At 69.3% G+C, this 24,305-nt stretch carries 22 protein-coding genes; 18 read left to right on the forward strand and 4 right to left on the reverse strand.

Going from position 1 to position 24,305, the window contains the following annotated elements; all coding sequences use genetic code 11:
* Nucleotides 1-5: 5 nt before the first annotated feature.
* On the forward strand, nucleotides 6-1,283 hold the full coding sequence (locus ACFDS6_RS07375; RefSeq protein WP_375271483.1) for an MFS transporter: 1,278 nt from the start codon (nucleotides 6-8) through the stop codon (nucleotides 1,281-1,283).
* A complete protein-coding gene (locus ACFDS6_RS07380; protein ID WP_375271484.1) occupies nucleotides 1,280-3,682 on the forward strand; it encodes a TIM-barrel domain-containing protein in 2,403 nt (800 codons plus the stop codon). Before ACFDS6_RS07375 ends, ACFDS6_RS07380 begins: the two co-directional genes overlap by 4 nt.
* 13 nt (nucleotides 3,683-3,695) lie before the next feature.
* On the opposite strand, the gene ACFDS6_RS07385 is transcribed toward ACFDS6_RS07380, so the two are convergent.
* Nucleotides 3,696-4,481, reverse strand: coding sequence for a FadR/GntR family transcriptional regulator (locus ACFDS6_RS07385; protein ID WP_375271485.1), 786 nt, complete (start codon nucleotides 4,479-4,481; stop codon nucleotides 3,696-3,698).
* Nucleotides 4,482-4,668: 187 nt separating this feature from the next.
* On the opposite strand from ACFDS6_RS07385, the gene ACFDS6_RS07390 reads away from it, so the two are divergent.
* Genes ACFDS6_RS07390 through ACFDS6_RS07405 form a run of 4 tightly spaced genes read left to right on the forward strand, consistent with a single transcriptional unit; the run spans nucleotide 4,669 to nucleotide 11,603 of the window.
* A complete protein-coding gene (locus ACFDS6_RS07390) occupies nucleotides 4,669-7,005 on the forward strand; it encodes a TonB-dependent receptor (RefSeq protein ID WP_375271486.1) in 2,337 nt (778 codons plus the stop codon).
* A gap of 32 nt (nucleotides 7,006-7,037) precedes the next feature.
* The gene (locus ACFDS6_RS07395; protein WP_375271487.1) at nucleotides 7,038-8,411 is read left to right on the forward strand and encodes an alpha/beta hydrolase family protein; all 1,374 of its coding nucleotides are present in this window, start codon (nucleotides 7,038-7,040) and stop codon (nucleotides 8,409-8,411) included.
* Complete coding sequence (gene uxuA / locus ACFDS6_RS07400) at nucleotides 8,408-9,616, forward strand: mannonate dehydratase (protein WP_375271488.1); 1,209 nt, start codon at nucleotides 8,408-8,410, stop codon at nucleotides 9,614-9,616. Before ACFDS6_RS07395 ends, uxuA begins: the two co-directional genes overlap by 4 nt.
* A gap of 58 nt (nucleotides 9,617-9,674) precedes the next feature.
* Nucleotides 9,675-11,603, forward strand: coding sequence for a glycoside hydrolase family 2 protein (locus ACFDS6_RS07405; RefSeq protein WP_375271489.1), 1,929 nt, complete (start codon nucleotides 9,675-9,677; stop codon nucleotides 11,601-11,603).
* A 209-nt stretch (nucleotides 11,604-11,812) separates the two neighbouring features.
* On the opposite strand, the gene ACFDS6_RS07410 is transcribed toward ACFDS6_RS07405, so the two are convergent.
* Genes ACFDS6_RS07410 through ACFDS6_RS07420 form a run of 3 tightly spaced genes read right to left on the reverse strand, consistent with a single transcriptional unit; the run spans nucleotide 11,813 to nucleotide 15,396 of the window.
* Nucleotides 11,813-12,517, reverse strand: a complete 705-nt coding sequence (locus ACFDS6_RS07410; protein WP_375271490.1) for an alpha/beta fold hydrolase — start codon at nucleotides 12,515-12,517, stop codon at nucleotides 11,813-11,815.
* Nucleotides 12,518-12,554: 37 nt separating this feature from the next.
* Nucleotides 12,555-13,862: an MFS transporter gene (locus ACFDS6_RS07415; RefSeq protein ID WP_375271542.1), complete on the reverse strand. Its 1,308-nt coding sequence runs from the start codon at nucleotides 13,860-13,862 to the stop codon at nucleotides 12,555-12,557.
* 40 nt (nucleotides 13,863-13,902) lie between these two features.
* A complete protein-coding gene (locus tag ACFDS6_RS07420; protein WP_375271491.1) occupies nucleotides 13,903-15,396 on the reverse strand; it encodes an alginate export family protein in 1,494 nt (497 codons plus the stop codon).
* A 157-nt stretch (nucleotides 15,397-15,553) separates the two neighbouring features.
* Here ACFDS6_RS07420 and ACFDS6_RS07425 point away from each other — a divergent pair, with 157 nt between their 5' ends.
* From ACFDS6_RS07425 to ACFDS6_RS07480, 12 genes are all read left to right on the forward strand, one after another.
* Nucleotides 15,554-16,375 carry a cache domain-containing protein gene (locus tag ACFDS6_RS07425; RefSeq protein ID WP_375271492.1) on the forward strand — a complete coding sequence of 274 codons (822 nt, stop codon included), beginning with the start codon at nucleotides 15,554-15,556 and terminating at the stop codon, nucleotides 16,373-16,375.
* Nucleotides 16,375-17,379 carry a sensor histidine kinase gene (locus tag ACFDS6_RS07430; protein ID WP_375271543.1) on the forward strand — a complete coding sequence of 335 codons (1,005 nt, stop codon included), beginning with the start codon at nucleotides 16,375-16,377 and terminating at the stop codon, nucleotides 17,377-17,379. Before ACFDS6_RS07425 ends, ACFDS6_RS07430 begins: the two co-directional genes overlap by 1 nt.
* On the forward strand, nucleotides 17,376-18,668 hold the full coding sequence (locus ACFDS6_RS07435; RefSeq protein WP_375271493.1) for a sigma-54-dependent transcriptional regulator: 1,293 nt from the start codon (nucleotides 17,376-17,378) through the stop codon (nucleotides 18,666-18,668). Before ACFDS6_RS07430 ends, ACFDS6_RS07435 begins: the two co-directional genes overlap by 4 nt.
* A 230-nt stretch (nucleotides 18,669-18,898) precedes the next feature.
* Nucleotides 18,899-19,708: a shikimate dehydrogenase family protein gene (locus tag ACFDS6_RS07440; protein ID WP_375271494.1), complete on the forward strand. Its 810-nt coding sequence runs from the start codon at nucleotides 18,899-18,901 to the stop codon at nucleotides 19,706-19,708.
* Nucleotides 19,705-20,319, forward strand: a complete 615-nt coding sequence (coaE, locus tag ACFDS6_RS07445) for a dephospho-CoA kinase (RefSeq protein WP_375271495.1) — start codon at nucleotides 19,705-19,707, stop codon at nucleotides 20,317-20,319. The genes ACFDS6_RS07440 and coaE overlap by 4 nt, the downstream gene beginning before the upstream one ends.
* A 10-nt stretch (nucleotides 20,320-20,329) precedes the next feature.
* The gene (dnaQ, locus tag ACFDS6_RS07450) at nucleotides 20,330-21,022 is read left to right on the forward strand and encodes a DNA polymerase III subunit epsilon (RefSeq protein WP_375271497.1); all 693 of its coding nucleotides are present in this window, start codon (nucleotides 20,330-20,332) and stop codon (nucleotides 21,020-21,022) included.
* A 66-nt stretch (nucleotides 21,023-21,088) separates the two neighbouring features.
* Entirely contained in the window at nucleotides 21,089-21,679 is a 591-nt protein-coding gene (gene hpf / locus ACFDS6_RS07455) for a ribosome hibernation-promoting factor, HPF/YfiA family (RefSeq protein WP_375271499.1), read from the forward strand.
* A gap of 22 nt (nucleotides 21,680-21,701) precedes the next feature.
* Nucleotides 21,702-22,166, forward strand: coding sequence for a PTS sugar transporter subunit IIA (locus ACFDS6_RS07460; RefSeq protein WP_375271500.1), 465 nt, complete (start codon nucleotides 21,702-21,704; stop codon nucleotides 22,164-22,166).
* Nucleotides 22,167-22,206: 40 nt separating this feature from the next.
* Entirely contained in the window at nucleotides 22,207-22,611 is a 405-nt protein-coding gene (locus ACFDS6_RS07465; RefSeq protein WP_375271501.1) for a PaaI family thioesterase, read from the forward strand.
* Nucleotides 22,608-22,940, forward strand: a complete 333-nt coding sequence (locus ACFDS6_RS07470) for a DUF1491 family protein (protein ID WP_375271502.1) — start codon at nucleotides 22,608-22,610, stop codon at nucleotides 22,938-22,940. Before ACFDS6_RS07465 ends, ACFDS6_RS07470 begins: the two co-directional genes overlap by 4 nt.
* A gap of 357 nt (nucleotides 22,941-23,297) precedes the next feature.
* Entirely contained in the window at nucleotides 23,298-23,756 is a 459-nt protein-coding gene (locus ACFDS6_RS07475) for a cell wall hydrolase (protein WP_375271503.1), read from the forward strand.
* A 53-nt stretch (nucleotides 23,757-23,809) separates the two neighbouring features.
* Nucleotides 23,810-24,304 carry an MmcB family DNA repair protein gene (locus ACFDS6_RS07480; RefSeq protein ID WP_375271504.1) on the forward strand — a complete coding sequence of 165 codons (495 nt, stop codon included), beginning with the start codon at nucleotides 23,810-23,812 and terminating at the stop codon, nucleotides 24,302-24,304.
* The last annotated feature ends 1 nt before the right edge of the window (nucleotide 24,305 follow it).

The following is a 24,305-nucleotide window of genomic DNA, read 5'->3' on the forward strand; positions in this document are numbered from 1 at the left end:
AGACGTTGCGCGTACGGAACCTGCGCTGGTGGATCGTGGCGCTGATCTGCGCCGGCACGATGGCCAATTACCTCGCGCGCAACTCGCTCGGCGTGCTCGCCCCCGAACTCAAATCCGCGCTGCACATGACGACGCAGCAGTACAGCTACGTCGTGGGCGCGTTCCAGCTCGCCTACACGATCATGCAGCCGATCGCGGGCGCGCTGGTCGACCGCTTCGGGCTGCGCGTCGGGTTCGCGATGTTCGGGCTCGCCTGGTCGGCCGCCAACATGCTCCACGCGCTCGCCTTCGGCTGGATCAGCCTGGCGCTGTTCCGCGGGTTGCTCGGCATCTTCGAGGCTGCCGCGATCCCGTCGGGGATCAAGGCGGTGGCGGAATGGTTTCCGGCGCGCGAGCGCTCGGTCGCGGTCGGCTGGTTCAATGCCGGCACCTCGCTCGGCGCGCTGATTGCGCCGCCGGTGGTCGCCGCGGTCGCGATCTGGGCGAACTGGCGCTGGGCGTTCATCGTCACCGGCGCGGTCGGCGTCGTCTGGGCGGTCGCCTGGTACGTCTGCTACCGCCCGCCCGAGCAGCACGAGGCGATCACACCGGCCGAGCGCGAGATGATCGCGGCCAACCGGCCGGCGACCCCGGCCGCACGCGCGCGCCCGCGCGAGATCCTGCGCAGCCAGCGTTTCTGGGTGATCGCGGTCCCGCGTTTCCTCGCCGAGCCGGCGTGGCAGACCTTCAGCTTCTGGATCCCGCTGTACCTCGCGACCGAGCGCGGCATGGACCTGAAACAGATCGCCTTGTTCGCGTGGCTGCCGTTCCTGGCGGCCGATTTCGGCGGCATCCCGGGCGGCTATCTGTCGCCCTTCCTGATGCGGCGCGGGGTGTCGCTGATCCCGTCGCGCATCGCGGGCATCGCACTCGGCGCGGTGCTGATGATCGCGCCCGGCTGTATCGGGCTCGCCGCCAGCCCGTACACCGCCATCCTACTGTTCTCGATCGGCGGCTTCGCGCACCAGATGATCTCGGGCCTCATCAACACGCTGTCGGCCGACGTGTTCGCGCCGGGTGAGGTGGGCACCGCCAACGGCTTCATCGGGCAGGCGGGCTGGATCGGCGGGCTGATCTTCTCGCTGCTGATCGGGCAATTCGCCGACGCGGTCGGCTACGGTCCGCTGTTCGGCGTGCTCGCGGTGCTCGACCTGATCGGTGCTGCGATCTTCATCATCTTCATCGGCAAGCTGACGGTGCCGACCCCGGCCACGCCCAATCCAGCCAAGGAACTCTCCGCATGAGGCGCGCGACGCTCTCCCGCCCCCCGGTCTTCACGCCATCGGCGCGCGCGCCGGGGCACGTCACGCTCACCGCTGACACGGGCGCGGTCGCGCACGTCTTCGTGCTCGAGGACGACGTGATGCGGTTGCTGCTTCTGGCCGACGGGCGCGTCACGAGCCCGCCAAGCTGGGCGATCGCGCCGGGGCTGAGCGATCTCGCGGAGCCGGGACGCGACCGGATGGACACCGCCGGCTTCGCCTTGCCCGATTTCACCTGCGAGGAGCACGACGGCACGCTGATCGTGGGAACCGCGCAGATTCGCGTGACGATCGCGCTCGTCGGGCTGCACTGTCTTTGGAAACAGCGTGACCCCGCGACGGGCGACTGGTGCCTGATGGCGGCGGATCGTCCGACCCAAGCCTATGACTTCGGCTGGTGGGACGGGCGCGCGCATCATTACGTCGCGCGCCAGTCGGGCGAACGCTTCTTCGGTCTGGGCGATCGGACCGGCGACTGCGACCGTGCCGGACGCCGCTTCCGGCTGACCAACGTCGACCCGATGGGCTTCGATGCCGAGCATAGCGATCCGATGTACAAGTCGATCCCGTACCTGCTCGTCGCCGACGCGGGCGGTCGCTGCCACGGCGCGTTCTACGACAGCGTCGCCGACGTGACGGTCGATCTCGGGCGCGAGCTCGACAATTATCACGGCCACTACCGCCACGTCGTCGCCGACGCGGGCGACCTCGACCTGTGGATGATCGCGGGGCCGGACCCGCTGGCGGTGACGCGGCGCTTCACCTGGCTGACCGGGCGTCCGGCGATGATGCCGCGCTGGTCGCTCGGCTATTCGGGCTCGACGATGACCTATACCGACGCGCCCGACGCCGCGGTGCAGATGGCAGGGTTCCTCGACCAATGCGCGGAGCACGACCTGGGGTGCACGTCGTTCCACCTGTCGTCGGGCTACACCTCGATCGGCGACAAACGCTACGTGTTCCACTGGAACCGCGACAAGTTCCCCGACCCCGCTGCGTTCGTCGCCGGCTACGCCGAGGCAGGCGTGCGGCTCGTCCCCAACATCAAGCCCGCACTTCTGCGCAGCCACCCGCGCTACGACGAAGTGGCGGCGGCCGGGCTGTTCGTGTCGGACGAGGACGGCTTGCCCGTCGAGGCGCAATTCTGGGACGAGGTCGGCAGCTACCTGGATTTCACCAAGCCCGAGGCGGCGGGATGGTGGCGCGCGCAGGTCGGCCAAGCCTTGCTCGATCACGGCATCGAGGCGACGTGGAACGACAACAACGAGTATGAATTGTGGGACGCCCGCGCGCGCGTTCACGGCTTCGGCAACCCGCGGGCCGCGTCGGCGATGCGGCCGGTACAGCCGATGCTGATGTCGCGCGCGTCGCGCCGTGCACAGGTAGAGGCACGCCCCGATCGGCGCCCGTACGCCGTTACGCGGTCGGGGATGGCGGGGCTGCACCGCTACGCGCAGACCTGGTCGGGCGACAACCGCACCGAGTGGAAGACGATCCGCTACAATGCGCGCCAATCGATCGGACTCGCCTTATCGGGCGTGTCGAACAGCGGGCACGACGTCGGCGGCTTCTCCGGCCCGGCGCCGTCGCCCGAGCTGCTGGTGCGCTGGGTACAGGCGGGCATCCTGATGCCGCGGTTCAGCATCCACAGCTGGAACGACGATCGCAGCGTCAACGAACCGTGGATGTACCCCGAGGTGTTGCCCGCGATCCACCGGCTGATGGCGCTCAGGCAGACAGTGATCCCGTTCTTCTACGACCTGCTCCACCGCTACACGCGCGAGTACGAGCCGATGGTGCGCCCGCTCTGGCTCGACTTCGCGGGTGATGCGCGAAGCTGGGACGAGTGCGATGAGCATCTGCTCGGCCCGAACCTGCTCGCCGCACCGGTGATGGAGCCGGGCGCGACGACGCGGCGCGTGCGCGTACCCGCGGGCGCCGACTGGATCGACGTTTGGGGCGGGCGAGAAGTCGCGGGCGGCACGGAGGTCACGCTCGACGCGCCGCTCGACGGCGCACCGCCGCTGCTCGCGCGCGCGGGCTCGGCGATGCTGGTCGATCTGGCGCGCGGCGGCTGGCGACCCGGGCCGTACCGCCGCGGCGTGTGGCTGTTCCCGCCGCGTGTGGGCACCTTTGCCTGGGACGCGGTGGAGGATGCCGGCGACGGCGACGGGCCGATCGATCGCTGGCACGTGACGGGTACCGCCGACGCGGACAGCGTCTCGGTACGGCTGCGCCGCGATGGCCCCGGTACGTGCGGCGACTCAGGCGTCACGCTGCTGCTGCCGCCGGGCGACGCGCGGCGGCTGATCGTGAACGACGGCGCGGGCAGCGTGACTCGGCACGACAATCGCGCGGGAGTCATGCTCAACCTGGTCTGACCATTACGCGGCGTCAGACGGAGACGCGGCGCGCCAGCGCGCTGCGCTTCTCCTCCAGTTCGGCGCGCGTGCGCTCCATCGTGTCGATCTCGGTCGCCTTGAGCAGCCCGTCGATCACGCGGGCGAGATGTTCGCGCATCGCGGTGCGCGCGGCCGCGGGATCGCGGTTGCGCAGCGCCTGGATGATGACGAGATGCTCGTCGATGCGCGGCTGCACGCCGACCTTGCGCGCGCGCTCCAACATCTCGGCGCAGAGCGGCGAGCTGTAGCGCGCGTCCCACAGCGACTCGATCACGCCGACGATCGCCGAGTTCGCGGTCGCCCGCGCGATAACCAGGTGGAACTCGCGATCGGCGCGTTCGCCGCCGACCTGCTGCTGGTTCTCGCGCTCCATCTCGCCGATCAACTTCTCCAGTCGCGCGAGATCGGCGTCGGTGATCGACAGCGCGGCGAGCGCGGCGGTCTCGCCCTCGAACAGGCGACGCGCCTCCGTCAGCTCGAACGCGCCGATATCGAGGCTGAGCGACAGCGCGTCGCTGCTGGGATTGTCGACGACGAAGATGCCCGAGCCGTGGCGCGAGCGGACCAGCCCGGTGACCTCCAGCGCGATCAGCGCCTCGCGGATCGTCGGGCGGCTGACCTTGTGCTCCTCGGCCAGGTCGCGTTCCGACGGGATGCGCTGCCCCGGGCGATAGTCGCCGCGCTGGATCGCCGCGGCGATCGTGGCCGCGGCCTGCTGGTACAATTTGCGGCCGTCGGGCTGGAGGAGCGACGACGATGCGCGAAGTGGTCTTATCACTGCAACTCTTCCCGGATGGCGCCGCAACCTAGCGGCTTGCCCTCGCCGCTGCAACGCAGTGGCAGTCGGTGTCGGCACCGCACCGATCTACCGGAACGCGAATCACGCTTGCCAATGGTAAGGCCACTTGGTACGTCCACATTCAGACAGCCGACCTAGAGCGGCGACGATATGAGGGAGGATTTCGATGAATCTGCGCACGTCCGCCGCGACCATCGCCATTTCCGTTGCGCTCGCTGCCGCTGCCGCTGCCACTCCGGCTGGGGCGCAGACGCAAGCACCGCCGGCTCCCGCGCCCGGGCCGGCACCGGCGGACCCGGCGTCCACGCGACTGACGCAGGAGGGACAGAGCGCACCGGGTGGTCCGACCGCCGCGGTTCAGGGCGAGGCCTCGACCGGCGACATCATAGTCACCGCCAACAAGCGCGCCGAGAACATCCAGCAGGTGCCGCTCGCGGTCGCGGTGGTGACCCCGGCGCAGCTCGCCAGCGCGGGGGTGCGCAACTTCGCCGACATCGGCAAGATCGCGCCGTCGCTCGTCGTGCGCCCGGCCGAGCAGCCGCAGAATTCAAACATCTCGCTGCGTGGTGTCGGCACGTTCGCGTTCGGCATCGGTGTCGAATCGAGCGTCGCGGTTCTGGTTGACGAGGTGCCGCTCGCATTCCAGGCGCGCGCCTTCACCGATCTGCCCGACGTCGAGCGGATCGAGGTGCTACGCGGGCCGCAGAGCACCTTGTACGGCAAGTCGGCGTCCGCCGGCCTGATCAACCTGATCACGCGCAGCCCGACCAGCACGTTGCGCGTGCGCGCCAACGGCGTCGCCACGACCGACGACGAATACGGCCTGAATTTCAGCGTCTCCGGCCCCGCGACCGATGATCTCGGCTACGTCGTCTCCGCCGCGTACAACAACTGGGACGGCAACGTGAAGAACCGCTTCAACGGCAAGACCGTGAACGGTCGCGAGACGCTCAACCTGCGCGGCAAGGTGCGGTGGGAACCGGTCGACGATGCGTCGCTGACGCTGTCGCTCAATTACGTCAACGGCAACACCGACGTCGGGCGTCCGTTCGTCCGCTTCGGCCCGAACGCGCGGTTGCGCGGCATCGCCGGGTTGACGCCCGCGGTGGTCCTGCCCGGCGTCAGCGTCGAGGAAGACAACGACGAGATCAGCAACAACTACAATTCGCGCACCAAGTACGAGGGCGGCGGCGGCTATCTGCGCGGCGAGATCGGGCTGGGTGAGATGAACCTGGTCACGATCTCCTCCTACGATCGCTTCCACCTCGACGACTTCCTCGACCAGGACGACACGTCCGCTCCCGCCGCGGTCGGCAACAACAACCAGATCGGCCAGTTCGATTCCGAGCAATATACGCAGGAAGTCCGGCTACAGTCGCCCGGCGACAAGCCGTTCCGCTATACCGTCGGCGTGTACCTGGCGAGCAACAAGTTCGAGCGGCCGTTCTTCCGCGGCCCCGTGTTCTCGCTCGCCGATTGGTTCGCGACCTCGAAGTCGCGCCAGATCGCGGGCTTCGCGCAGATCGACTGGACGCTCACGCCCGGGCTTACCGTCACCGGTGGCGGGCGCGTGCAGAACGAGCGGGTCGCCTATACCTACCGCGACAACCTGACCAATCGCTTTTACTCGGGCGACGCGAGCGACACCGCGGGCACCTACCGCGCAAGTGTCAAGTACGACCTGACGCGCGACATCAACGCCTTCTTTACCTACGCGACCGGCTACAAGGGTCAGACCTACGACCTGACGACCGGATTTAACCAGAACCGTGCCGCCGCCGGTCCGATCCGTCCCGAACGATCGCGCGACAAGGAGCTCGGGATCCGCAGCCAGTTCTTCGACCGCCGCCTGACCGCGAACGTCACCCTGTTCGACACCGATTACCGCAACCTGCAGGCGCAGACGATCGAGACGCTGGCCGACGGCACCTCCAACTACCGGCTGACCAACGTCGGCAAGCTGAACACCCGCGGCATCGAGTTCGAGGGATCGCTGCGCCTGTCCGACGATCTGAACGTCAACGGCGCGGTGACCTACCTCGACGCCAGCTACAAGTCCTTCCCGATCGCGCAATGCTATCCGCTGCAGACCGCGGCGCAGGGCTGCACCGGAACTCCTGCAAGCCAGAACCTGAATGGTGAGCGCGTGGCGCAGGCGCCGGAATGGAAGTTCAACGTCAGCGGCGATTACTCGCCGTCGCTGACGGCTGCGCTGCGCGGCGTGGCGCAGTTCAACTGGCAGTATCAGAGCAGCCTGTATTTCGCGCCGCGCGATCCGCAGCTGTTCCAGCCTGCGTACCACATCGTCAACGTGGGGCTGGGCGTGCGCGACGAGGAGCGTCGCTGGGAACTGGTCGCGTTCGTCAACAACCTGTTCGACCAGCAATATTACGGCGCGCTGGTCAACACGGCGGGCAATTTCGGCGGCAACATCGCGACCCAGGCCGTGCTGCCGCGCGATTTCAAGCGTTACGCCGGACTGCGCCTGGGCCTGAACTTCTAGGCGCGCAGGCGGAACACGAGCGGGGAGTGGTGATGATATCGAAGCAGGTGCTGCTGGCGGGTGCGGTGCTGGCGTTCGCGACCGGCGCGGCGATCGCCGCCCAGGAGCCGCGCGCCACGACTCAGCGCGGGGCTGGAGCGCCGCGCGACGCGCAGGCGCGCCCACCGGTCGATGCGCCCGAACTCGCGCGGCTCGGCCCGCATCAGGTCGGGCTCGCGCGGGTCGAGCTGGTGCAGCCGGGGCAGGCCGACCCGCTGCGCGGCGCGGACCGGCCGCTGGTCACCGATCGGCGGCTGCCGACCCTGGTCTGGTATCCGGCGGCGGCGCGCGCCGGCACCGGGAGCGATGCCGGCACGACCTACCATGCGGCGATGTCGGGCGCGGACGGGCGCGACGTGCCGTTCACGCTAGCCGGGCTCGCGACCCCCGGCGCGCGCGCCGCGGCGGGCCGGTTCCCGCTCGTCATCCTCGCGCACGGCTACGGCAACGCGCCCGAGGCACTCGCGTGGCTCGGCGAGAACCTGGCGAGCAAGGGTTACGTCGTCGTCGCCCCGGCGTTCGGCGATCCGCCGATCAGCATCCGTACTGCCGCGGCGCGCTCCGGCCCGATCACGCGGCGACCGCTCGACATCGCGTTCGTGGCTGGCGAGGCACAGCGTCGCGCGACCCGGCGCGACGGGGTGTTCGCCGCCGCGGATGCATCGCGCACGGTGCTGATCGGTTACTCGATGGGCGGCTACGGCGTGCTGACCGCCGCGGGTGCGCCGCTGAACCCCGGCATGGCGTCGCTGTCGCGCGGTATCCTAAGCGAGTACGCCGCGGGCGGTGCGCGCGCGGCATCGCTCAAGGTCGTGAAGGTGAAGGCTGTGGTCGCGATCGCGCCCGCCAGCCGCTTCGGCGCGGTGCCGGCCTGGTCGCCGTCCGCGGCAGGAGCGGGCGTCGGCGCGATCACGTCGCCGACATTGTTCATCGTCGGCGATCACGACCACGCGGTCGGCTACGACGCGGTGCGCGACCTGTTCGCGCGCGAGCGGCGCGCACCGCGCTACCTGCTGACCTTCAAGGGCGCGGGGCACAGCATCGCGCTCGCGGGCGCGCCGGCCGAAATGCGGCGCACCTTCTGGGACATGGACTGGTTCGAGGACGCGGTGTGGCGCAAGGACCGCTTGCTACCGATCCAGGCGCATTTCATCACCGCGTTCCTCGATCGTTTCGTTAAGGGCGAGACGGCCAAGGCCAGCTATATCGACGGCTTGGTGAGCGACGCCGACGCGGGAACGTGGCCCGATGCGCCGATCGGGCGCTACGACGGGTTCAGCCCCGGCGCGCCGGTCGCGACCGTGTGGAAGGGTTTCCAGCCGAGCCGCGCCACCGGACTGCGGTTCGAGGCGGAGCCGGCCTCGTGAGCGACGACGGGCGCCCGGACGAGGGGCGCGGCGCCGCGCCGCGCATGACGCAGACGATGCGCTGGTTCGGTCCCGCCGACCCGGTCGGCTTGCGCGACATTCGCCAGGCCGGCGCGACCGAGGTGGTGACCGCGCTGCACGACATACCCAACGGCCGTGTCTGGCCGCTCGACGCGATCGCCGCGCGCCGCGCGCTGGTGCAGGCGGCGGGGCTCGACTGGACCGTGGTCGAGAGCCTGCCGGTGCACGAGGACATCAAGAAGCGCGGACAGGGCTGGGACCGGCTGATCGAGGCGTACCGCGCCAGCCTGCGTCACCTCGCCGCCGCCGGCATCCGCGTCGTCACCTACAATTTCATGCCGCTGCTCGACTGGACGCGCACCGATCTGGCGTGGCCGATGCCCGATGGCGCGCTGGCGCTCAGGTTCGAGCTCGAGATGGTGGCGGCGTTCGACCTGTTCGTGCTCGCGCGGCCGGGTGCGCGGGACGATTACGCGCCAGCGACGCTCGCGGCGGCGGAGCGCCGCTACCACGCCATGGACGAGGCGGCGCGCTACCGGCTCGAGCGGACGATCATCGCCGGACTGCCGGGCAGCGAGGAAAGCTTCACCGCCGCGGCGTTCCTGCAGGCGGTACGCGGTTACGACGGGATCGACGCCGACACGCTGCGCGCGAACCACGTCGCGTTCCTGCGCGCGGTCTGCCCGGTCGCGGACGAGGTCGGCGTGCAGTTGGTGATCCACCCCGACGATCCGCCGTTCCCGATCTTCGGCCTGCCGCGCGTCGTCAGCACCGAGCGCGACGTGGCTGCCCTGTTCGAGGCGGTGCCCAACCGATCCAACGGATTGTGCATGTGCACCGGCTCGTTCGGCGTCCGCGCCGACAATGATCTCGCCGGGATGGTCGACCGGCTGGGCGCGCGGATCGGCTTCCTTCACCTCCGCTCGGTCGAGCGCGAGGCGAACGGCGCATTTCACGAGGCGCCGCACCTGGCGGGCGATGCCGGCATGGCGGCCGTCGTAGCGGCGGTGCACCGTCTCCAACGCCGCACTGGCCGCGCGATCCCGATGCGCCCCGACCACGGGCACCAGATGCTCGACGACCTGAGCAAGGTGACCAATCCGGGCTATTCCCTGCTCGGCCGCATGCGCGGGCTGGCCGAGTTGCGCGGGCTGGAAGCGGGGATCGCGCACGCGGCACGCTGAGGCAGATGGCAGGGCGGCGAGCGACCGCGACCAACGATCGAGAGGCGGGAGAGACGATATGTCGAGCAGGTTCACGCTGATAGCCGCGGGATTGATGGCGACGCTGGTGGTCGGTCCGATCGCGGCGCAGCAGGCCCCTTCGCCGGTCCCGGCACCAGTTCCGGCTGCGGTCCCGGCACCCCTACCAGCCCCGACGCCGCTGCTCGTCGCCGCCGACCTGCGCGACGGCACCGATCTGTCGGGTCCGTGGCATTACTCGATAGACCCGTTCCGATCGGGGATCGCGGGTTTCCACGGCGAAGCGCCCGACAGCGGGCAGCAGCGCTGGCGCGACGTCGACGTGCGTCAAGCGATGGCGAGCGATAGTCGGACCTTGTACGAGTTCGACCTCGCGCGCTCGCCGCTCGCCTCGCTCCCGTCGTCGTGGCTGACCCACGCGGCCGAGCTGCGCCACTACGACGGGCTGATGTGGTACCAGCGTACGTTCGCGGCGCCGGCGAAGCGGCAGGGGCGCTATTTCCTGCGGTTCGGCGCGGCGAACTACGCGACGCGCGTGTACCTGAACGGACAGGAGGTCGGCCGGCACGAGGGCGGGTTCACGCCGTTCGCCTTCGACGTGACCCGGCTGCTGCGCGACGGCAGCAACCAGGTGACTGTCGGTGTCGACTCTCAGGCGACCGAGGCGACGGTGCCGCCGCCCGTCACCGATTGGGAAAATTACGGCGGGATCACGCGCGCGGTGCGCTTGATCGCCACGCCCGACACCTATGTCGACGATGCGTGGGTGCGGATGACGCGCGACGGGCGGCTGGCGGCCGACGTCCACCTCGACGGGCCGCAGGCGGCGAACCGCGCGGTGCGGTTGCGGATCGCGGCGCTCGGGCTCGACCAGGCCGGGCGGACCGACGCCGCGGGCGATTGGCACGCGACGATGGCCGCGCCCGCCGCGCTGGTGCGCTGGTCGCCCGAGCGCCCGCAATTGTACGACGTGAGCGTCGAGGTCGGCGCGGACCGCTGGCGCGACCGCATCGGGTTTCGCACGGTCGAGGTGCGCGGCGCCGACATCCTGCTGAACGGCAAGCCCGTGTACCTGCGCGGCATCTCGATGCACGAGGAGGAGCTGGGTGCCGAGCCGACGCGCGCCATGACCCCGGCGGCGAGCCGCGCGCTCCTGTCGGAGATCAAGGACGGCCTGCACGGCAATTTCGTACGGCTGGCGCATTACCCGCATTCCGAGGTGACGCTGCGGCTCGCCGACGAGCTCGGGCTCATCGTGTGGAGCGAAGTGCCCGTCTACTGGCGCGTCGCCTGGAGTAATCCCGACACGCTCAAGCGCGCGCGCACGATGCTGGCGGAGAACATCTTGCGCGACCGCAACCGCGCCGCGATCGCGATCTGGAGCGTCGCGAATGAAACACCCGTCAACGATCAGCGCGACGCCTTCCTGCGCACGCTGGTCGGCGACGCGCGGCGGATGGACGACACCCGGCTGGTCAGCGCCGCCTTGCTGGTCGAGCGCGACCAAAGCGCGGACCATCCGGTGATGACGCTCGCCGATCCGCTGGCGCCCGCGCTCGACGTGCTGGCGATCAACACCTACAACGGCTGGTACACGCCCGATCGCCTGCGCGACCTGCCCGCCAGCGAGTGGCGCGTGCCCGCGGACAAGCCGCTGATCTTCTCCGAATTCGGCGCCGACGCGCGCGCGGGCTTCCACGATCCCGCCAACAAGCAGAAATTCTCCGAGGATTATCAGGTGGACTACTACCGCGCGACGCTCGCGATGGCGGCGCGGCTGCCGAGCTTGCGCGGCATGTCGCCGTGGATCCTGAAGGATTTCCGCTCGCCCAGGCGGCAGAACCCCGATTTTCAGCAGGCCTGGAACCGCAAGGGGCTGCTCTCCGAAACGGGCGAGCGCAAGCAAGCGTTCGGCGTCCTGTCCGACTTCTATCGTGCCAAAGCCGATGGGACGACGGAGCAGCGATAGGATCGCGGCGATTATCCCGGATGCGCAACGAGCTGCTGAACGACATGCCGTTCCTCAGCCGCGCCCACGCCGAACTCCGACTCGGGTCCTGGCCTCGGCTTAGGCCTCGGTTTGCAACCAGTTCCGCAAAAGTGTGCTGACCTGGTCGGGCTCTTCCAACGCCGCCATGTGACCGCATTGCTCCAAGACATGGAACGACGATCCCCTGATCACCTCGTGCAACTCGCGCGCATGGTCCAGGGGCGGATGCGGTCTTGCCTTCCGACGACGATCAAGGTGGGCACGGCGATGTCGCCGAGATGATCGCGGCTGTCGGGCCGGTCCATGATCGCGCGCTGCTGGCGGACGGAAGCGCTCTTTCCCACCCGCCCGGCCATCGCCTGCATCGCGGTGGCGACCGCGTCCTCCCAATGGGCGCGATGGACGAGCGGGCGGAGCAGCGGACGCGAGACGCCCAGGAACTTGCCGCGCTCGAGCGACTGGATACCGCGCAGTCGCTCGCGCGTCCGCTCCGGCGTGTCCGGCCGCGCGCTGGTGTCGATCAGGGCGAGGCGGCGGACCCGCTCGGGTGCCTGGCGCACGATCTCCAGCGCGACATAGCCGCCCATCGACAAGGCGACGAGCGAGAAGCTGGGCGGCGCCGCGGTCAGCGTGCGCTCGGCCATCGCCGCGATGCTGTCGTCCAGTGTCAGGTCCGCGACGAACGGGGCGCAGCAATCCGCCAGCGCGTCGATCTGGCGGCGCCACAACGACTGATCGCACAGCAGCCCCGGCAGGAACACGACGGGTTCAGGCCGTGCCCGTTCAGGAGCCGCCCGCTCCGTCGTCACCGCCGACGACGCGGCCGCGACACGGTCGACATCGACGTGGTGGGTGAAACAGCCGCCGTTCCGATGATCCGACATGGGTCGCATGATGGTGATCCTTACTCGAAACGGCGGCGGTCTCGGCTCAATCCTCGGCGATCAGGCTGTCGCGGCGGGTGTCGCGCATCCGCAGGTAGACGATCAGCGAGATCCCGATCATCGCGGTGACGTACCAGTAGAAGCCCTGCTCCCACCCGGCCGCCTTGAACTTCAGCGCGACATATTCGGCGGTGCCGCCGAAGATGGTGTTGGCCAGCGCATAGGGCAGCGCGACGCCGAGCGCCCGGATATGCGCGGGGAACAGCTCGGCCTTCAGCACCGCGTTGATCGAGGTGTACCCCGTCACGATGATGAGCGCGGCCATCACCAGCAGCCCGGCGGTGAACATTTCGCGGGTCTGTTCCAGCGCGGAGAAGATCGGGTAGGTGAACAGCACGCCCGAGATGCCGAAGGCGATCATCAGCGGCTTGCGCCCGATCCTGTCGCTCAGCGCCCCCGCGACCGGCTGGAGCAGCATGAAGACGAATAGCGTCACCGCGTTGATCTGCGTCGCCGCTTCCTTGGTGAAGCCCGAGGTGTTGACCAGGAACTTCTGCATGTAGATCGAATAGGCGTAAAAGGCGAGCGTACCGCCGGCGGTCAGCAGCATGACCAGCGCCGTCTCCTTCGGGTGATGGCGCAGCAGCGTCAGGAAACCGGACTTGGGCGCATCGGTCTTTTTCGCGTTCTTGAAGCTCTCGGTCTCGGCGAGGCCGCGCCGCAGGCGGAACACGACCACGGCGAGCACAGCGCCGACCGCGAACGGGATGCGCCAGCCCCATTCCTCCAGCGCGGGCTTGTCCATGACGTTCTGGAGCAGGAGCAGCAGCAGGATCGCGAGCAGCTGGCCCGAGATCAGCGTGACATACTGGAAGCTGGAGAAGAAGCCGCGGCGATCCTTGCCCGCCATCTCGGACAAATAGGTCGCGCTGGCGCCATATTCACCGCCGACCGACAGGCCCTGCATCAGGCGCGCGATGACCAGCAGCGTCGGCGCGAGGACACCGATCGTGGCGTAGCCGGGGGTCAGCGCGATGATCAGCGAGCCGAGGCACATCAGCGTCACCGACAGCGTCAGCCCCGCCTTGCGACCGTGGCGGTCGGAATAGACGCCCATCACCCAGGCCCCGATCGGCCGCATGACGAATCCGACCGCGAACACCGCCGCCGCGCTCAGCAGTTGCGCGGTCTGGTTGTCGCTGGGAAAGAAATGCGGCGCGAAATACAGCGTGAAGGCGGCGTAGACGTACCAGTCGAACCATTCGACCAGATTGCCCGTCGACCCGCCGATGATCGATTTCAGCCGCGCGTTGGTGGTGGGCGGCGCGGAGTGCGCCGCAGGGGTCATGGGCATCGTCGCCATGTCGTCTCTCCCATCGTGGTTCATGGTCATCTCAGAAGCGGAAGCTGCCCCATAAGGCGAGGAAGTCGGAGCTGGCGTAACCGGCGCCGGTCAGCGCCTCCCTCGCCATCAGATGCTCGTAGCGCGCGGTCACGCTCAGCCGCGCGGTCGCGCTCCATATCGCCTGCAGGCGCGCGACGTCGGCGACGCGGTGTCCGGCCGCGCGTTGCGTGCTGGCGAACGCCGCACCCGATGCGCGGTAGACCGCGTCGCTGTCACTCGGCCGCCAGGCAAAGCCGTATTCGCCGGTGACCCGCAGCTTCCTGGTCGGCTGCACGGTCAGGTTGGGGGCGATCACCGCCAGATTGCTCGGCGTCAGGAACAGTTGGTAGCTGTAATAGATGTTGTTGCCGAACAGCCCGCTGGCGGTGCGCAGCGTGCCGCGGTCGTAGGCGCCGCCGCCCGAGGCATAGTCGAGATGGACGCCCACGCGCGGCGCCGTCGCTGCCTTGCCGACGCGGTAGGTCTGCGCGAAGAACGCCTGCCACGCGCTGATCGAACGCCCGTCGTAGCGGCCGCCCTGGTGATTGAGCGTCCAGTCGAGCGTCATGGGTCCCGCATCGCCGTAGAGGTGGAGGCCGTAGAACATGCGTTCCTCGCGCGCGGTGCGCCCGCCGCAGACCGCCCCACGGTTGCGCAGCCGCCAGACAAAGGGATCGAAATACAGCTTCGACCTCCCCAACAGCTTCGTCGGCAGCGCGTAGCCGAAGGTGACGCCGCTGACCCGGCGGTTGCTGTCGGTCTCGTCGTCGCCCAACCCTTCGTAGCCGTAGCGCACGTAGCGATAGTCGAACAGGTCGACGCGCACCCGCGTGCCGCGCGCGTAGCCGCGCACGCCATCGAGCACGAAGCGCAGGCTGTTGTCGTCGCGCGCCGAAGTCAGCAGATTGGGGCCGTCGGTGAATTCCTGCCGCCCGCCGCGCACGCCGACCGCGACGCCGTCGATGCTGCCCATCACCTCCGCGAAACCCTGTTGCAGCGCCAGGTCGTTGCGCAGGTTGGTATTGGGCGTGCCGAGGTTGACGCCGCCCAGGCCGCCGTGCGCGAGTTCGTCATAGGCACGGAAATGATCGCCGAGGTGCAGGTCAGCACCCGCGAACACGCGCAACCGATTCTGGCGCTGCGCGTCGCCTTCGCGCAGGTTCGGATTGGTGGCGCCCTGGACACGCAACCGCAACTCGCCCGACAGCGTCAGGTAGCTGTCGCCCGCGCGGTCGAGCGGGATGAACTTGAGCGCGTCGAGCGGATCGTCGCGCTTCGCCGGGTCCTTCATCCCGTGCCAGTTCTCGGCCCAGCGCGACAGGTTGTACGCTCCCTGCGCGGTACCGTCGCCATTCGCGCCGGCCGGGTAGGCGGGCGTGCTGTCGGCGATCGGGGTCGCAGACGCCTTCTTCCCCGTCGTCTGCCCGATCGCGGGAGTCGAAAGCATCGTCGCCACCAGACACACGGTGACGCGTCGGCTGTTCCCCTCCTTCAGGCTCATCATTCGATCCTCTCTCGCCCGATCGTTTCGGTGCGCGACAAGGATGCGCGGCGGCCTTTCGACGGTAAATGCACGCGCAGAGAAAGACGAATTAGGTCTGATCTAAGCGCCTTAGGGACGTTCGTGCTGTAACTCCGCGATCTTCCGTGCGAGAATCTGCATGGCGCTGCGGGTCGAATTGCAGCATCCTGCAACGACGCACACGGGTTCCCGCCTGCCGCTGATCCTGGCCGGGTTGTCCGCCGTCGCGATCGGCCTGCTGACCTGGCTGGCCGCGTCGGTCTGGCTCGGCCGCGCCGCCCGCGCCGACCTGCGCGACGAGGCGGGGCAGGTGGCGACGCAGCAGGTGCGCCTGTTCGCCAGCGACCTAGCGCAGTTCCGCCTGCTGCCGCTGGTGCTGGGCGAATATAACGACCTGGGCGAGGCGCTGCGCCGGGGCGATCCCGCCGCGCGGCGTCGGATGAATGGCAAGCTCCGCCTGCTCGCCGCGCGCACGGGTGCGCCGGTCATCTACCTCATCGACCGGTCTGGCATGACGGTGTCCGCGTCCAACGCCGGGACCGCGGAGAGTTTCGTCGGTCGCAACTACCGCTTTCGGCCGTATTTCGTCGGGGCGATGCGGGACGGGGCGGCGGAATATTACGCGGTCGGCAACGTAAGCGGTCGTCCCGGGCTGTTCCTCTCCCGCCGGATCGGCCCCGCGACCGATCCGGCGGGCGTGATCGTCGTGAAGGTCGAGTTCGACCAGCTGGTGCGCATCTGGCGCACCGATCCGGGGCAGACGCTGGCGCTGGACTCGCGCGGCATCATCCTGTTCTCGACCGACGCGGCTGAGCGTTTCCGCACGACACGTCCGCTGACGGTCGCCGAGCGGGCGGCGATCGCCGGCGCTGCCCAGTTCGGTCAGGCGCCGCTGCGACCCAGTCGCTATATGATTGCGACCGGGTCGAGCTCGGGGAGGGGACAAGGGAGCGGGCCGTGATGCCGGGCGGCGTGCGCGCCGTCGCCGGGTCGGTCGCGATGCCGGTGCGGGGATGGCGACTGATCCACGTCGTGCCGGTCGTCACCGCCTTGCACCGGGCGGCCAATCTGGCGCGGCTGATCGGACTGGTCGCGGCGCTGATCGCCGGCCTGATCGCGGCGTTTCTCCTCTGGCGCCTGACCCGCGCGGCCGATGCGACACGCGAACGCACCCGGCTGGAAGCCGCGGTGGCGACCCGGACCGCCGAATTGCGCGCCGAGATCGCGGAGCGGACGCGCGTCGATCAGCGCTTCCGCGACGCGCGCGAGGAACTGGCGCAGGCGAATCGACTCGGATCTCTGGGGTCGATCACCGCCGGCCTCGCGCATGAGATCAACCAGCCGGTGGCGACGATCCGCACGCTGTCGGAGAATGCGCGCGCTCATCTGGCGGCCGGCCGGCTCGACCGGGTCGCCGCCAATCTCGACACCGCGGTCAGCCTGACCGCCAGGATCGGCGCGATCACGCAGGAGATGCGGCAGTTCGCCCGGCGTGGCACCGGCACGGTCGAGCCGGTGCCGCTCGACGCCGTGATCGCGGGCACGCGGCTGCTGATCGGCGACCGGTTCCGCGCCGCGGGCGTGGCGCTGGACTGGCCGGCGCCGGGCCAGCCGAGCGTGATCGCGGGAAGGGTGCGGCTGGAGCAGGTGCTGGTGAACCTGCTGCAGAACGCGCTCGACGCGGTTGCCGGCCGCGACTCGCCGCGCGTCGGCCTGTTGATCGACGGGGATGACGAACGGGTCGCGTTGACCGTCGCGGACAACGGACCGGGCATCGACCCGGCGATCGCGGACCAGATCTTCGAACCCTTCGTCACCGGCAAGCGCGATGGCCTGGGGCTGGGCCTCGGCATCGTGCGCGACATCGTCACGGCCTTCGACGGCACGGTGGCGACCGTGCCATCGCCACTGGGCGGCGCCGGGTTCCAGGTCACGCTGACACGCGCGAGCGGGGCAACGCCATGAAGGTCCTGTTGATCGACGACGACGACGAACTGCGCGCCGCGATCGTCGACACCTTCGTCATCGCAGGGGTGGAGGTCGAGGCGCATGCCGATGCACGCGGCGCGCTCGCGCGCGTCGATACCGACTTCGCCGGCGTCGTCGTCACCGACATCCGCATGCCGGGGATGGACGGGCACGCGGTGCTCGACGCGGTCCACGCCGGCGACCTCGAATTGCCGGTCCTGCTGATCACCGGCCACGGCGACATCGCCATGGCGGTTGCAGCACTCGGGCGGGGCGCGTTCGACTTCATCGCCAAACCCTTCGCGAGCGACCACCTCGTCGCCAGCGTGCGTCGCGCGCTGGAAACGCGCCGGCTGGTGCTCGAGAACCGGCGCCTGCGCGCGGCGCTTCCCGCCGCCGAGGAAGATTTCCCGCTGATCGGCACCACGCCCGCGATGTCGTCGCTGCGCGACGCGGTGCGCCAGCTGGCGCAGGTAGAGGTCGACGTCCTGATCGAGGGTGAGACGGGCACCGGCAAGGAACTGGTCGCGCGGATGCTGCACCGCTGGAGCAAGCGGCGCGCGCGCGACTTCGTCGCGATCGACTGCGCGGCGCTGCCCGACCAACTCGCCGACGAGGCCCTGTTCGGCGCACGCGCGCAACACGGCCGTATCTGCGATGCCAACCGCGGCACTCTGTTCCTCGACGAGATCGACAGCATGTCAAGCGCGGTGCAGGGCAAGCTGCTACGCGTGATCGAGGAGCGCGAACTGCCCTCGATCGGTGGCGGACCGCCGCGCAGCGTCGACCTGCGCATCGTCGCCGCGGCGAAGGGCGACCTGTCGCAGGCCTGCGCGGAGGGGCGTTTCCGCGAGGACCTGCTCTATCGGCTCGAGACCGTTCGCGTCCGCGTCCCGCCGCTGCGCGAGCGCCGCGCCGACGTGCCGCTGCTGTTCAGCTATTTCGTGAACGAAGCGGCGGAGCGGTTCGCGCGCCCGGTCCCGCCGCTCACGGCGATGGTCGAGGCGCGGCTGATGACCGACCCGTGGCGGGGCAACGTGCGCGCGCTGCGCAACTTCGCCGTGCAGACCGTGCTCGCACTGCCTGGCGCCCACGGCGACGAGGACAACCTAACGCTCGCGGACCGGGTCGCCAGGTTCGAAGCCGCGGTCATCAGCGAAGCATTGCACGCGGCGGCAGGCGACGTCGCATCGACCGCCGAAGCGTTGTCGATGTCGAAACGCAGCTTGTACGATCGCCTGCAACGCTACGGCCTGGACGCCAGCGAGCACCGCCGATCGGACTGATGGGTCATGCGAGCGATTTCAGATGAGGTCGCTGTCAGGCTGCTCGAGCGACGTGCGAAACCGTTACGTTTTCGTAACGTGTTCGTCCCTTGCGGCTTTCTTCCGTCTATCGAGCGGATCGCACCAACCAACCGTGGGATTGAACATCCTAGCGTGGCCCGCCCGCTGCCGCCGCCGAAAAGCGTCGCGTTGGGCTAACCTTTGCCTCACCTTTCGCGCATGATGACGCCATGACCCGTCCCTACGCAGAAGTGATCGGCGACCCGATCGCCCACTCCAAGTCGCCGCTGATCCACCGCTTCTGGCTCGACCGGCTCGGGATCGACGCCGACTACCGCGCCACCCGCGTCGCGCCTGCCGACCTCGCCAGCTACTTCGCCGATCGCGCCGCTGACCCCGACTGGCGCGGCTGCAACGTCACCGTGCCGCACAAGGTCGCCGCACTCGACCACGTGCCCGATCCCGGCGACGTGCGCGGCTCGATCGGGGCGGCCAACACTGTCTTCCGCACGCCAGACGGATTGGCGGCGACCAACACCGATGCCGCGGGTTTCCTGTCGCCGATCGCCGACCTCGACCTCTCCGACAGACCGGTGGTGGTGGTCGGGGCAGGGGGCGCGGCGCGCGCGATCCTGTTCGCCCTGTCGAAGGTCGGCACCGGCCCGGTCACCCTGCTCAACCGCACGCCGCTCAAGGGCGCGGCGCTGCTCGCGCAGTTCGGGCTGAAGAGGCAGGCGCTGCCGCTCACCGCCAAGCTTCCGCCCGCCGCGCTTCTCGTCAACGCTTCCACGCTCGGCATGGCGGGCCAGCCCCCGCTCGACCTCAACCTGCTCGCGCTCCCCGCCGATGCGGTCGTCTACGACATCGTCTACGACCCGCTCGAGACCGACCTGCTGACCCGGGCGCACGAGCGCGGGCTCGACACGATCGACGGGCTCGACATGCTGGTCGGGCAGGCGGCGCTCGCGTTCGAGCTGTTCTTTGGCCAGCCCGCTCCGCGCGAGCACGATGAGGCCCTGCGCGGACTGCTGCTCGCGTGAGCGCCCCCTTCGCCCGTTCGTTGATCGTCGGCCTGACCGGCTCGATCGGCATGGGCAAGTCGACGGTCGCGCAGATGTTCCGCGACGAGGGCGTGCCCGTGTTCGACGCCGACGCCGAGGTGCACCGCCTCCAGGGTGCCGGTGGCGCGCTGGTGCCTGCGATCGAGAGGCGCTTTCCCGGCACGACCGGTGCGGCAGGCGTCGACCGCGCGAGGCTGGCGGCCGCTGTGCTCGGCGACGACGCGGCGATGAAGGCACTGGAGGCGATCGTCCATCCCGCGGTCGGCGTCGAGCGTGCCGCCTTCCTCGCGGCCCACGCCGACGCGCCGCTGATCGTATTCGACGTACCGCTCCTGTTCGAGACCGGCGGCGACGCCCGCGTCGATCGGGTGGTGGTCGTCTCCGCCGCACCGGAGGTTCAGCGCGCCCGCACGCTCGCCCGCCCCGGCATGACCGCGGCGAAGCTCGACGCCATCCTCGCGCGCCAGACTCCCGACGCGGAGAAGCGCGCGCGCGCCGACGTCGTGATCGCGACCGACACCGCGCTCGATGAGACCCGCGCCGCCGTCTGCCGCGTCGTCGCTTGCCTACGCGCGCGCGAAGCCCGATAAACAATCCCCCATGCGCGAGATCGTCTTCGACACCGAGACCACAGGACTCAGCTTCGCCGGCGGTGACCGCCTGGTCGAGATCGGCTGCGTCGAACTCTTCAACCGGGTCGAGACCGGGCAGACGTTCCACGCTTACTACCACCCCGAACGCGACATGCCCGAAGAGGCGGCGCGCGTGCACGGGCTGCGCAGCGACTTCCTGTCGAAGTTTCCGGTGTTCACCGCCGGCGTCGATGCGCTGCTCGACTTCATCGGCGATAGCCCGCTGATCGCGCACAATGCCGGGTTCGACTTTTCCTTCCTGAACGGCGAGCTGGAACGCTGCGGTCGCACTGCGGTGTGCCGCTCGCGCATGGTCGACACGCTCCAAATCGCGCGCAGCCGCCATCCCGGCGCCAAGCACACGCTGGACGCGCTGTGCAACCGCTACGGCGTCGACCGCTCGCACCGCGTGCTCCACGGCGCGCTGCTCGACGCGCAACTGCTCGCGCAGGTCTACGTCGAACTGCTCGGGGGGCGGCAGATCGGGCTCGGGCTGGTCAGCGAAGTGGTCGTCGAGGCGGCACCCGTCGTCACCGCCTCGCCGCGCCGGTTGCGCGCCCCGCGCGTCTTTCATGCCAGCGCGGCGGAACTGGCGGCGCATGCAGCGTTTGTGAATGGTATAAAGGAGCCTTTGTGGGGAGCGGCCGAAGGCTCTTCGTGAAGGGGGCCGTCGCGTCCGGTTGGCGCGGATGGCGGGGTCGTCCTGGCCCCGCGTGAGGAGAAGACAATGGATATCCGGACCAATGGTCACCAGGTTTCGATCGGCGACGCGCTGAAGAGCCATGTCGAGGACCGCCTCCAGGGTATCGCCGACAAGTATTTCGCGCGCGCCATCTCCGCCGAAGTCACCTTCGGCAAGGGGCCGCACGACGTCGGTTTCCGCTGTGACATCGTGTCGCACGTCATGCGCGGATTGGTGCTGAAGGGCGCGCACGAGGCGCACGACGCGCACGTCGCCTTCGATGGCGCGGCCGAGAAGATCGAGAAGCAGCTGCGCCGCTACATGCGCCGCCTGAAGGATCGTCACGCCGCGCACGTCGGCGCGGAGGCCGAGCAGGATCGCTCGGGCTACGACAATGCGGGCTACACCTTGTTCGCGGAGTCGATCTCCGAAGAGGAAGACACCGACGACGCGCCGCTGATCATCGCCGAGACGCGCGTCGACGTGCCCGACGCCAGCGTCTCCGACGCGGTGATGATGCTCGACCTGCGCAACACCCAGGCGCTCCTGTTCAAGAACGCGGGCACCGGCGCGTACAACATGGTCTATCGTCGCGGCGACGGCACGATCGGCTGGGTCGAGCCGCAGCGCGGCTGATCCCGCTTCCCACCGAAGCAGCATGGACCTGAGCGACCTGTTGCTGCCCGAGCTCGTGGCGGTGGACGTCTCCGCCGCCACGCGCAAAGCAGCCTTCACGCAGATCGGTGCCCTCGCGGCACCGGCGCTGCCCCTCGATGCGCGCGTAATCGCCGACGCGCTCGCCGCGCGCGAGAAGCTCGGCTCGACCGCCTTCGGCGGCGGGGTAGCCATCCCGCACGCGCGCCTGCCGGGCCTGGACCGCATTGTCGCGGGCGCGATCCGCCTGACGCATCCGATCGACTTCGGCGCGGTCGACGACGTCCCGGTCGACCTGCTGTTGATTCTGTTCTCGCCGCCGAACGCGGGCGGTGACCACCTGAAGGCGCTCGCCCGCGTCTCGCGACGGCTGCGCGACCGCGGCTTCGTTGCCAAGCTGCGTGGCGCGGGATCACGCGACGCGATCTGGGCGCTGCTCACCTCGGACGAGACACGTGACGCCGCCTGAAGGAGCCGCGGCGCACTTCCGCGCGCTTGAGGCGCTCTACATGGCCGCCCCGATCAATCGGCTGTTCGAGTCACGCCTTGAAGTGCCCGAGGCAGGCGTCGCCCGCATCCACTTCGCAATCGACGAGCGGCATTTCCACGCGGCCGGTGCCGCGCACGGCACCAGCTACTTCAAAATGCTGGACGACGCCGCCTTCTACGCCGCCAACAGCCTCGTCACTGATCGCTTCCTGCTGACCACGCAGTTCAGCTTGAACTTCACCCGCCCGCTCGGGATCGGCCCGGTCGTCGCCGAGGGTCGCTGGATCAGCGGGCAGCGCCGCGTCTTCATCGCCGAGGCGCGGCTGATCGCCGGTGACGGCGAGGAGGTGGCACGTGGCACCGGCACCTTCATGCGCTCGCGCATCGCGCTCGCGGGTCTGCCCGGCTACGGCGCGGCAGCGTGAGCACGCGGCTGCCTACCCACTTGGCCGTGGGCGCCTTGGTCCGCCGCGTGAACGACGCCGGCGGCTTCGCCGTGATCCGCGCCCGCGGTGAGGCGCAGACCGGCGCGATCCTGGTTCTGATCGAGGAGCACGGAAGCGTCCGCGCGCTGGAACGCTTTCGTGACCTGGACGACCGGGACTCGCTGGTACCCGCCGGACCATCGGCGGACGGCACGGTCATGGATGAGTATTGGAAGAAACGACGCGTTTCTGATCCTGACCTGTGGGTAGTCGAACTGATGATCCCGCAGGCCGAACGGTTCGTCGCTGAAACGATCCTGGCTTGTTGACCCGCTGACTTCCGCGGGCAAAAGACCGGCCATCAACTAAACGCGTTGTGCTGCGCCGGTGTGCGATGCCGGACGGTTACGCAGTCGGGGGGATCCCGGCGGTGGCGTACTCGCTCGCGAGTGGCGCGCACCGTTCGTGTACCCACCGCACGATGTAGACGATGAATGACGTTTCGGAAGCGCGCTGCAACGGTTGCAGCGACCCTGATCTCGCTGGCTGGCTTGGCTTTCCACAGCACCGCCAGTTTCGCTGCGGAAGCTCCGGCTCTCGTTGCGCAGGATCAGACTTCCAAACCGATAACTTTCGTCTCGGTTCCCCCGGTTTCCTATTTCGTTCAACAGCTTCCCGCCGCTACGGTGGCGCAGGACCCCGCGTTCGCGCCCGAGGCCGACGAGGACGACACTGTCGCCTACCCGACGCTCGCCGCCGCCGTCGCCGCGCAGGACCACGCGGTGGATGACGAGCAGCTCCGCTGCCTCGCGGGGGCAATCTATTTCGAGGCGCGCGGCGAGCCGCTGAGCGGGCAGCTCGCCGTTGCCGAGGTGATCCTCAACCGCGCGAGCTCGGGTCGGTTCGCCAAGAGCGCGTGCGGTGTGGTGACCCAGCCGGGTCAGTTCTCCTTCGTGCGCGGCGGCCGTATACCCGACGTTACCGAGAATGCGCGCTGGCGCACGGCGGTCGCGGTGGCCAAGGTCGCGATGAAGGAAGCCTGGGACAGCGACGCCGCGAAGGCGCTCTACTTCAACGCCGGCCGCTCGCCCAGCCGCGCGCTGGTACGCGTCGCCTCGATCGGCAATCACACCTTTTATCGCTGAGCGGTTTCGCGGGCGACTAGCCTGCGTTCCCCGAATGTTCTAGGCGGTTGACCATGTTGCAGCCGCCTGCCTCCTGTCAGGACACCGACACGCAATCACTGTGCGCCGCCGATGTAGCGCGCGGGGTGACGCGGATGTTCCTGCGCCATGACCTCGTCACGATCCACGAAGTACCGCTGGAAGGGGGGCGCCGCGCCGACCTTATGGCGGTGGACGCGCGCGGACAGCTGGTCATCGTCGAGATCAAGGTCTCGCGCGCCGACCTGCTCGGTGACGGCAAGTGGCAGGATTACCTCGCGCACTGCGACCGTTTCTACTGGGCCGTGCCCGCGGGCTTCGACGCGTCACCGATCGACGGACCGGCTTTTCTGCCCGAGCGCACCGGCGTGATCGTCGCCGATCGCTACGACGCCGAGATCGTGCGCGAAGCCCGCACCGATCCGCTACCCGCGCACGTCCGCAAACGCTGCACGCTCGCCTTCGGTCGTCGCGCCGCGCGCCGGTTGATCGCGCAATCCGATCCCGAGGCCATGCAGCTCGGCGGCTGAC

This window comes from Sphingomonas sp. (assembly GCF_042095875.1).
Taxonomy (GTDB): domain Bacteria; phylum Pseudomonadota; class Alphaproteobacteria; order Sphingomonadales; family Sphingomonadaceae; genus Sphingomonas.

Excerpts from the sequence above, each read along its gene's own strand:
- ACFDS6_RS07380 (WP_375271484.1), top strand. The coding sequence starts at position 1,280 with ATGAGGCGCGCGACGCTCTCCCGCCCCCCGGTCTTCACGCCATCGGCG.
- ACFDS6_RS07390 (WP_375271486.1), top strand. The coding sequence starts at position 4,669 with ATGAATCTGCGCACGTCCGCCGCGACCATCGCCATTTCCGTTGCGCTC.
- ACFDS6_RS07395 (WP_375271487.1), top strand. The coding sequence starts at position 7,038 with ATGATATCGAAGCAGGTGCTGCTGGCGGGTGCGGTGCTGGCGTTCGCG.
- ACFDS6_RS07405 (WP_375271489.1), top strand. The coding sequence starts at position 9,675 with ATGTCGAGCAGGTTCACGCTGATAGCCGCGGGATTGATGGCGACGCTG.
- ACFDS6_RS07410 (WP_375271490.1), bottom strand. The coding sequence starts at position 12,517 with ATGCGACCCATGTCGGATCATCGGAACGGCGGCTGTTTCACCCACCAC.
- ACFDS6_RS07415 (WP_375271542.1), bottom strand. The coding sequence starts at position 13,862 with ATGCCCATGACCCCTGCGGCGCACTCCGCGCCGCCCACCACCAACGCG.
- ACFDS6_RS07420 (WP_375271491.1), bottom strand. The coding sequence starts at position 15,396 with ATGATGAGCCTGAAGGAGGGGAACAGCCGACGCGTCACCGTGTGTCTG.
- ACFDS6_RS07425 (WP_375271492.1), top strand. The coding sequence starts at position 15,554 with ATGGCGCTGCGGGTCGAATTGCAGCATCCTGCAACGACGCACACGGGT.
- ACFDS6_RS07430 (WP_375271543.1), top strand. The coding sequence starts at position 16,375 with ATGCCGGGCGGCGTGCGCGCCGTCGCCGGGTCGGTCGCGATGCCGGTG.
- ACFDS6_RS07435 (WP_375271493.1), top strand. The coding sequence starts at position 17,376 with ATGAAGGTCCTGTTGATCGACGACGACGACGAACTGCGCGCCGCGATC.
- ACFDS6_RS07440 (WP_375271494.1), top strand. The coding sequence starts at position 18,899 with ATGACCCGTCCCTACGCAGAAGTGATCGGCGACCCGATCGCCCACTCC.
- dnaQ (WP_375271497.1), top strand. The coding sequence starts at position 20,330 with ATGCGCGAGATCGTCTTCGACACCGAGACCACAGGACTCAGCTTCGCC.
- hpf (WP_375271499.1), top strand. The coding sequence starts at position 21,089 with ATGGATATCCGGACCAATGGTCACCAGGTTTCGATCGGCGACGCGCTG.
- ACFDS6_RS07460 (WP_375271500.1), top strand. The coding sequence starts at position 21,702 with ATGGACCTGAGCGACCTGTTGCTGCCCGAGCTCGTGGCGGTGGACGTC.
- ACFDS6_RS07465 (WP_375271501.1), top strand. The coding sequence starts at position 22,207 with ATGGCCGCCCCGATCAATCGGCTGTTCGAGTCACGCCTTGAAGTGCCC.
- ACFDS6_RS07480 (WP_375271504.1), top strand. The coding sequence starts at position 23,810 with ATGTTGCAGCCGCCTGCCTCCTGTCAGGACACCGACACGCAATCACTG.